Source organism: Bradyrhizobium sp. NAS80.1 (genome assembly GCF_001908205.1).
Lineage (GTDB): Bacteria > Pseudomonadota > Alphaproteobacteria > Rhizobiales > Xanthobacteraceae > Bradyrhizobium.
The window spans coordinates 64972-72039 of record NZ_LGHL01000139.1 but is presented as its reverse complement, the minus strand read 5'-3'; the positions used below and the strand labels follow the sequence as shown (position 1 = coordinate 72039).

The window sequence follows — 7068 nt, the reverse complement described above, 5'->3', positions numbered from 1 at the left end:
CGGGCCGCGGCGCAGGAGCGGCCGGGGCAGCGGTAGCAGGGCGCGGGGCGGATGCCGGCTGCTCGCCTTCGCCAAAACGCTTCTTGGCTTCGGTCTCGGCCTTCCGCTTGGCTTCTTCCTCGTGGCGATGGCGCTCTTCCTCGGCCTTGCGGCGGGCTTCGGCGGCTTCGCGCTCGGCGCGTTCCGCGGCCTCGCGGACGGCGCGGCGCTGGGCCTCTTCCTCGGCCTGGCGGCGCTCTTCGATCTCGCGCACTTTGGCATCGGCCAGCGCGCTGGCGCGGGCGGAACGTTCGTCCTCGGTCAGCGTGCGGAGTACAACGCCGGATCCAGAGTTGCGCGGCTGGGCCGGCGGCGGAGCCGGGCGCGACGGAGCGGGCGCAGCCGGTGCCGGCTTCGCAATCTCGGCCTGCGGCTCGGGGCTGCCGTCGATGCGGCGCTTGCCGCGCTTCTCGACCACGACCTGCTTGCTCCGGCCATGGCTGAAGCTCTGGCGCACAGTGCCCGTTTCGACGCGCGGCTTGAGCGATAGCGTCTTGCTCGGAACGCTCAGCTTCTTGTCGCCAGGGGTCTTGGTATCAACCATTCAGCAGTCCTAATCCTGATCTTGTTGTCGTTGGGCGTTGCCGCACCGTCACATCGGTTCGTCGTTGTCTTCAGAAATCCTGGCCGTGCTTTTCGGCAGTCTTGTCATCGTCCGCCATCCGGTATCGGACCAGCATCTGGCTACGTGACAGGAATGACTTGCTCGCCGGGCCGGCGAGCAGGGCAGCATGTATCACATTTGACCGGGTCAGTGCCAAATCCAATTCTATCGATTTCAGTGCGGTAACGACGGGAATCTGCGGCTTGGCGCCACGATTTCCGTCATTTTGATGCGCCAACACGTCCAATTTGCGGATTCCGTCCGGGGCCCCGTCGCTGGCATGGATCAGGACCTCGACCGTGCCTCCCCTCAGGGCGCTCTCGACCTTGCCGAAGCCGGCCACGACCTGGCCAGCTTTCGCGGCAATCCCAAGAGCTTCGGTCACGCTCCGGACCAGGAGCGCCTCGACGTCGGCGGGAAGCGTCTGGGGAATGCGCAGCTCGCGCTTGAAGGCTTTGTTAAATTGGTGACGCCGGACGGCTTCCGCAACCGCCTTTCGCGAGGCGGTGATCCACATGCCGCGTCCGGGCAGCTTGCGCTTGAGATCGGGAACTACGTCGTTCTGGGGCGAAATGACGAAGCGGATCAGCTCGTCGATCGGCCGGACCTCACGACTGACCGCGCACATCCGCATGGTCGCGGACCTTTCGGTCCGCGGCCCATGGTCGAGTTCGGGGTCAATGCTGGCGAGCATCCGGGCGACATCCTCCTTCGCCCTTAAACCGGCTGATCTTCGGTCGCCTCAGCCTCTTCAGCGGGCTTGGCGAGATCGGCCTCGGTGATCCAGCCGGCCTTGACGCGGGCCTGCATGATCATCGCTTCAGCATCGTCGCGGGAGATGTCGATCCCGTCGAGAGCACCCGGATATTTGGTCTGCTCGCCGCCTTCCTTGCGTTCGGTCCAGCCGACCAGGTCGTCGGTGGCGCAGCCGGCGAGATCATCGACCGTCTTGATGTCGTTCTCGCCGAACTTCACCAGCATCTTGGAGGTGACGCCGGGCACGTCCTTGAGCGCGTCCTCGACGCCGAGTTCCTTGCGCTTGGCCTCGAGCTCGGCTTCCTGCTGCTCGAGATATTCGCGGGCGCGGTTCTGGAGTTCCTGCGCGGTCTCCTCGTCGAAGCCTTCGATGCCGGCGAGTTCCTTGACCTCCACCATGGCGAGTTCCTCGACGGAGGTGAAACCTTCCGACGCCAGCAACTGGCCGACGACTTCGTCGACGTTGAGCGATTCCATGAAGACGCGGGTGGAGTTCTCGAAATCGGCCTGGCGGCGCTCCGATTCCTCCTGCTCGGTCAGGATGTCGATGTCCCAGCCGGTGAGCTGTGAGGCCAGACGCACGTTCTGGCCGCGGCGGCCGATCGCCAGCGAGAGCTGGTTGTTGGTGTCGGGCACGACGACCTCAATGCGCTCGCGGTCTTCGTCGATGACGACCTTGGAGACTTCGGCCGGCGCGAGCGCGTTGACCACGAAGGTCGCGATGTCGGGCGACCAGGGAATGATGTCGATCTTCTCGCCCTGCAATTCGTTCACCACCGCCTGCACGCGCGAGCCGCGCATACCGACGCAGGCGCCGACCGGATCGACCGAGGAATCGCGGGAAATCACGCCGATTTTCGCGCGCGAGCCGGGATCGCGGGCCACCGCCTTGATCTCGACGATGCCGTCATAGATTTCAGGCACTTCCTGCGCGAACAGCTTCGCCATGAACTGCGGATGGGTGCGGGAGAGGAAGATCTGCGGGCCGCGGGTCTCGCGGCGGACGTCGAAGATGTAGGCGCGGACGCGGTCACCGTTGCGGAACACCTCGCGCGGCAGCATCTCGTCACGGCGGATGATGGCCTCGCCGCGGCCGAGATCGACGATCACGCTGCCATATTCGACGCGCTTGACGACGCCGTTGACGATGTCGCCGATGCGGTCCTTGAATTCCTGGTATTGCCGGTCGCGCTCGGCCTCGCGCACCTTCTGCACGATCACCTGCTTGGCCGATTGCGCGGCGATGCGGCCATATTCCAGCGGCGGCAGCGTGTCGGCGATGGTGTCGCCGACCTGGGCGCCGGGATTGGCGCGCTGCGCATCCACCAGCGAGATCTGGTTGGAATGGTTCTCGACCTTGTCGACGACCAGCATGTGGCGCGACAGCCGCAGCTCGCCCTTCTTCGGGTCGATCTCGGCATGAACGTCAGTCTCGCTGCCGTAACGTGCCCGCGCCGCCTTGGCGATGGCGTCCTCCATCGCGGCAATGACGATGCCACGGTCGATCGATTTCTCGCGCGCAACGGCATCGGCGATCTGCAGCAATTCAAGTCGATTGGCGCTGACTGCCATGGCTAGTCTCCTTCGTCAGGCTCGATCTCGCCACGCCGCGCGCGTTCGGCGGCCAGGCGATGTTGCTTGGTGTTCTTCGGTGCAGGCTTCTTTTTCGGCTTGGTGTTCTTGGTCGTTTTTTTCGCTGATCTTCGCGTGCGGCGCCTGTGGCGGCTCCAGGCCGAGATTGCGGCGCATCTCGCGCGCCTCGGCCTTGCCGCGGCGCATCGACTCCGCGATCAGCTCGTCGGTCAGCACCAGCCGTGCCTCGCCGATATCCTCCATGGTCAGGAGAACGTCGGGATCGTCGCCGGCCTTGACGTCGTCGCGATGCAGATGCACGCGGTCACCTTCGACAGCACCGATGGTGCCGCGGAACCGCTTCCGGCCCTCATGGGCGACGGCCATCTCGACCTTCACCAGATGCCCGGAATAGCGCTCGAAATCGGAGCGCCGCACCAGGGGACGGTCGATCCCCGGCGAGGAGATTTCCAGCCGATAGGCGCGATCAATGGGGTCGGCGACATCGAGCACGGGCGACAGCGCCCGCGAAATCGCCTCGCAATCCTCGATCTGCATGGAGCCGTCCGGCCGCTCGGCCATGATCTGCACGGTGCAGCCGGCTTCCCCGGAAATGCGGATCCGCACCAGACGGTAGCCCATGCCCTGCAGCACAGGACCTGCAACCGCGGACACCCGTGCCGCGACGCCCGGCTCGACCACGAGCCTCGGCTCGGTCAGCAGTTCGGCATCCGTGGAACCAGTGTTCGGTTCGGTCATATCAGGGGTCAAGGCGCTCGATGGTTAAGGCTTGGTTACGACTTTAAAGCCCGCTTCGGAACTCTCCCGACAGATGGTCGGGCCGGCATCTTCCGCCAAGCCGCGTTCAGGTAATAAAAAAGAGCGGGTCCTTTCGGGCCCACTCTCACTACGCGGATCGTATGAGAAGATGAATTGGCGCTGATATAGCCCTTTCCACCATCCCGGACAAGACCCATCGCACGGGAGACGAGGCTTTTTTGCGCCCGGTCTGCTGCCTTCCGCGCAACGCTTCCTTCATCAACCAGGCCTAGATTGCGTGATTGTGGGGCGGCTTGGACCGAGGGCGTACCCGCGGCGTGCCCTGTTCGAGTTGCGTTTTCATGACCGTTGCCACGTCGCTCATTCCCGGACTGGACGATATCGTCAAACGCGGTGACGCCCGGCGTCGCGGCGAGATCGCGCGCGCCATCGCCGATTTGTTCTTCCAGGATTCCCCCAGGCTCCGTCCCGAGCTCATCGATCTCTTCGACGATCTCCTGATCGATCTCGTCCCGCATGCCGAGCTCGCCTCGCGTGTCGATCTCGCAGAGCGCTTCTCGGAGCTGAACAATGCGCCGCGGCATCTGATCAGTCAGCTCGCCCGCGAAAACGAGATCATGGTGGCGGGCCCCGTGCTGCGCCGCTCGCCCGTGCTCGACGAGGCTGCCCTGGTCGAGATCGCGCGGCTGAAGGGCCAGGGTCATCTGCTGGCGATGACGGAACGCCCCGCTTTATCGGCTGTCATCACTGACGTGCTCGTCGAGCGCGGCGATCGCGACGTGGTGCGTCGCGCCGCGGGCAATGCGGGTGCGGTGTTCTCGCCGGCCAGCTATTCCGAGCTGATCAAGCGCGCGGCACAGGACGGCGTGCTGACGCTCAAGATCGGCCAGCGTAACGATCTCTCCGGCGAGCACCTGAAACAGCTTCTCGACGGCACGCTCGACGTTATTCGGCGCCGTCTCTCCAGCGTGGTCAATCCCGTGCGCCAGGTCGAAATCAAGCGCGCCATGGCGTCGATCGAGGAGGCTACTCTGCCGCCGGGGCCGCGCCGCGATTTCTCGGCGGCACAGCGCACGGTGCTTTCCTTGCATCAGGGCGGGCACCTCGGCGAGAGTGCACTGCTCGGCTTCGCCAAGGCGCACAAATACGAGGAATCGATCGCTTCGCTTTCGACGATGACCGGCGTCCGCGTCTCGATCCTCGACCGACTGATCGCGGGCGACCGCTATGATCCGATACTGATCCTGGGGCGCGTGCTGAATCTCGGCTGGCCCACGGTGCGCGAACTCATCCTGCTGTGGTACGGCCCGCATCGCACGCCGGCCGATGCCGACATCGAGGCCGCGCGCATGAACTTCACGCGCCTCATGCCGACGACTGCCGAGCGCGTCGTGAATTTCTGGCGCAACCGGCAAACGATCTAGACTCGCCTGAACCGTAGATACGCCGCCTTTCGCCCCTCGCGCGCGGCCTTCCGGCCGTAGCGCGTCATGGTGTAGCCCGCCCACGGCTGTCGGAAATCGTCGGCGCGTTCCGCGAGCCAGACGAAATCCCGCGAGCGCGCAAGATGCGACAGCGTCCAGGCGCAGTAATCGTCGATGTCGCAGACGAAACGGAATTCACCGCCAGCCTTCAGCACGCGCGCCATCGCTGCGATCGTCCTGTCCTGGACGAAGCGCCGCTTCCAGTGCCGGCGTTTCGGCCAGGGATCGGGGTGGATCAGGTCGATCCTCGACAGCGAGGCCTTCGGCAGCCAGGCCAGCAGCTCGGCCGCATCGCCAGCAAACAGGCGGATGTTGCCGATGTTGGCGGTCTCGATCTGCGCGAGAATCTTCGCCATGCCGTTGACATAGGGCTCGCAGCCGATGAAGCCGGTCGTGGAGAAGGCTAGAGCCTCCGCCGCAAGATGCTCGCCGCCGCCGAAGCCGATCTCAAGCCGCAGGTCGCTCGCCGCGGGATCGAAGATCCCGCACGCCTTCGCGGGCGCTTCGCTCGCGATGTCGAGCGCAAGATGCGGCAGCAGATGATCGATCAGCTCGGCCTGGTGCTGCCTGAGCTTGTGGCCCTTGCGGCGCCCGAAGAAGGCGCGCTCGCTGTCATCGCGATCGGGGTCTGATTTGCGCTCGCTCATTGCAGTGTCTGATACAGGCGATAGAGCAGCCGCGCGCGCGGTTCGAGCGACGAGACATAGAGTTGCTCATAATGGGTGTGCGCGCCCTTGCCGTCGACGCCGAGCCCGTCGAGCGTGCCGGTATGGGCCGCCGTGAAATTGCCGTCCGAGCCGCCGCCGGTGTGAGTGTCGACCAGCTCGAAGCCGATCTCCGCGGCGAGCGTCCTGGCATGCTCGTACAGCGAAGCGCCGGAATTGTTCTTCTCGTAAGGCGGACGATTGAGCTCGCCGGTGACCTTGACGGTGACGCCGTCCGTCTTCGATTTCAGCCCGAGAATCTTGCCGACGAATTCGTCCGCGTCTTTGAGCCCCGGCACACGCAGATCGATCTCGGCATAGGCCTCTTCCGGCGTCACGTTGGGACGGGTGCCGCCGCGCACAACACCGACATTGACGGTGACGCCGCGCTTCAGGTCGTTCATCCCTTCCAGGGCCTGGATGACGTTGGCGAGCTCGCGGACTGCGCTACGGCCGTCTTCGGGCCTTGTGCCGGCATGCGCGGGCACACCCTTAATGAACACCTGGAAGCGTCCGACGCCCTTGCGTCCGGTGACGATCTTGCCGCCGTCGCGCGCCGGCTCCGTCACCAGCACGTACTTGGCCTTGCGCCCCTCGTTCTCAATCAACGTGCGCGAGGTGGGACTGCCGATCTCCTCGTCGGAGGTGAACATGTGGGTGATGCCGAGCGGCGAACGATCGGCCGTGGCGCAAAGCGCGCGAAAAGCGTGGTGGGCGATGTAGGCGCCGCCCTTCATGTCGTAGATGCCGGGGCCGAACGCGCTGTCGCCCTCGACCTTGAACGGCAGGCGCTCGATGAATCCCATGGGATGAACGGTATCGAGATGACTTAGCACCAGGATACCCGGCCGGTCCTGGCCCCAGTTGGAACGCGCGATGAGATGATCGCCGCAGCCGTCGACGCCGGCGACGCGTTCGAGCGTGACAGGCAGATCGCGATAGTGATCCGCAACCATCGAGACCAGCTTGTTGACCTGTTCTGGCGTGTCCGTCGGCGTCTCGATCTCCACCCAGCGGCGGATGCCATCGAGAATAGTTTGAGAGTCGAACCAATTGGATTTGGTCATGGAAGCATCTGTGCCTTTGAACCGCATCATCTCAGAGAACGCGCATCAAGGCGCGGCCATAA

Annotated in this window: 6 protein-coding genes and 1 pseudogene; 1 reads left to right on the top strand and 6 read right to left on the bottom strand. The window is 64.8% G+C overall.

What is annotated here, in order from left to right; all coding sequences use genetic code 11:
- The 4 genes and pseudogenes from AC629_RS29460 to rimP form a co-directional block, all read right to left on the bottom strand.
- The coding region (locus AC629_RS29460; RefSeq protein WP_210419122.1) for a translation initiation factor IF-2 associated domain-containing protein at window positions 1-583 on the bottom strand (583 nt) is incomplete at its 3' end.
- Window positions 584-653: 70 nt separating this feature from the next.
- Entirely contained in the window at window positions 654-1337 is a 684-nt protein-coding gene (locus AC629_RS29455; RefSeq protein WP_084808358.1) for an RNA-binding protein, read from the bottom strand.
- 23 nt (window positions 1338-1360) lie between these two features.
- Window positions 1361-2971, bottom strand: a complete 1611-nt coding sequence (nusA, locus tag AC629_RS29450; RefSeq protein ID WP_084808357.1) for a transcription termination factor NusA — start codon at window positions 2969-2971, stop codon at window positions 1361-1363.
- Window positions 2972-2973: 2 nt separating this feature from the next.
- A pseudogene (gene rimP, locus AC629_RS29445) lies at window positions 2974-3730 on the bottom strand (ribosome maturation factor RimP).
- Window positions 3731-4092: 362 nt separating this feature from the next.
- Between rimP and AC629_RS29440 the strand changes: the two are divergent.
- Complete coding sequence (locus AC629_RS29440; RefSeq protein ID WP_084808356.1) at window positions 4093-5175, top strand: DUF2336 domain-containing protein; 1083 nt, start codon at window positions 4093-4095, stop codon at window positions 5173-5175.
- Here the strand turns inward: AC629_RS29440 and AC629_RS29435 are convergent.
- Window positions 5172-5882, bottom strand: a complete 711-nt coding sequence (locus tag AC629_RS29435) for a tRNA (guanine(46)-N(7))-methyltransferase TrmB (protein ID WP_084808355.1) — start codon at window positions 5880-5882, stop codon at window positions 5172-5174. The genes AC629_RS29440 and AC629_RS29435 overlap by 4 nt on opposite strands.
- The gene (locus AC629_RS29430; protein WP_084808354.1) at window positions 5879-7036 is read right to left on the bottom strand and encodes a M20 family metallopeptidase; all 1158 of its coding nucleotides are present in this window, start codon (window positions 7034-7036) and stop codon (window positions 5879-5881) included. The genes AC629_RS29435 and AC629_RS29430 overlap by 4 nt, the downstream gene beginning before the upstream one ends.
- Window positions 7037-7068: the final 32 nt, after the last annotated feature.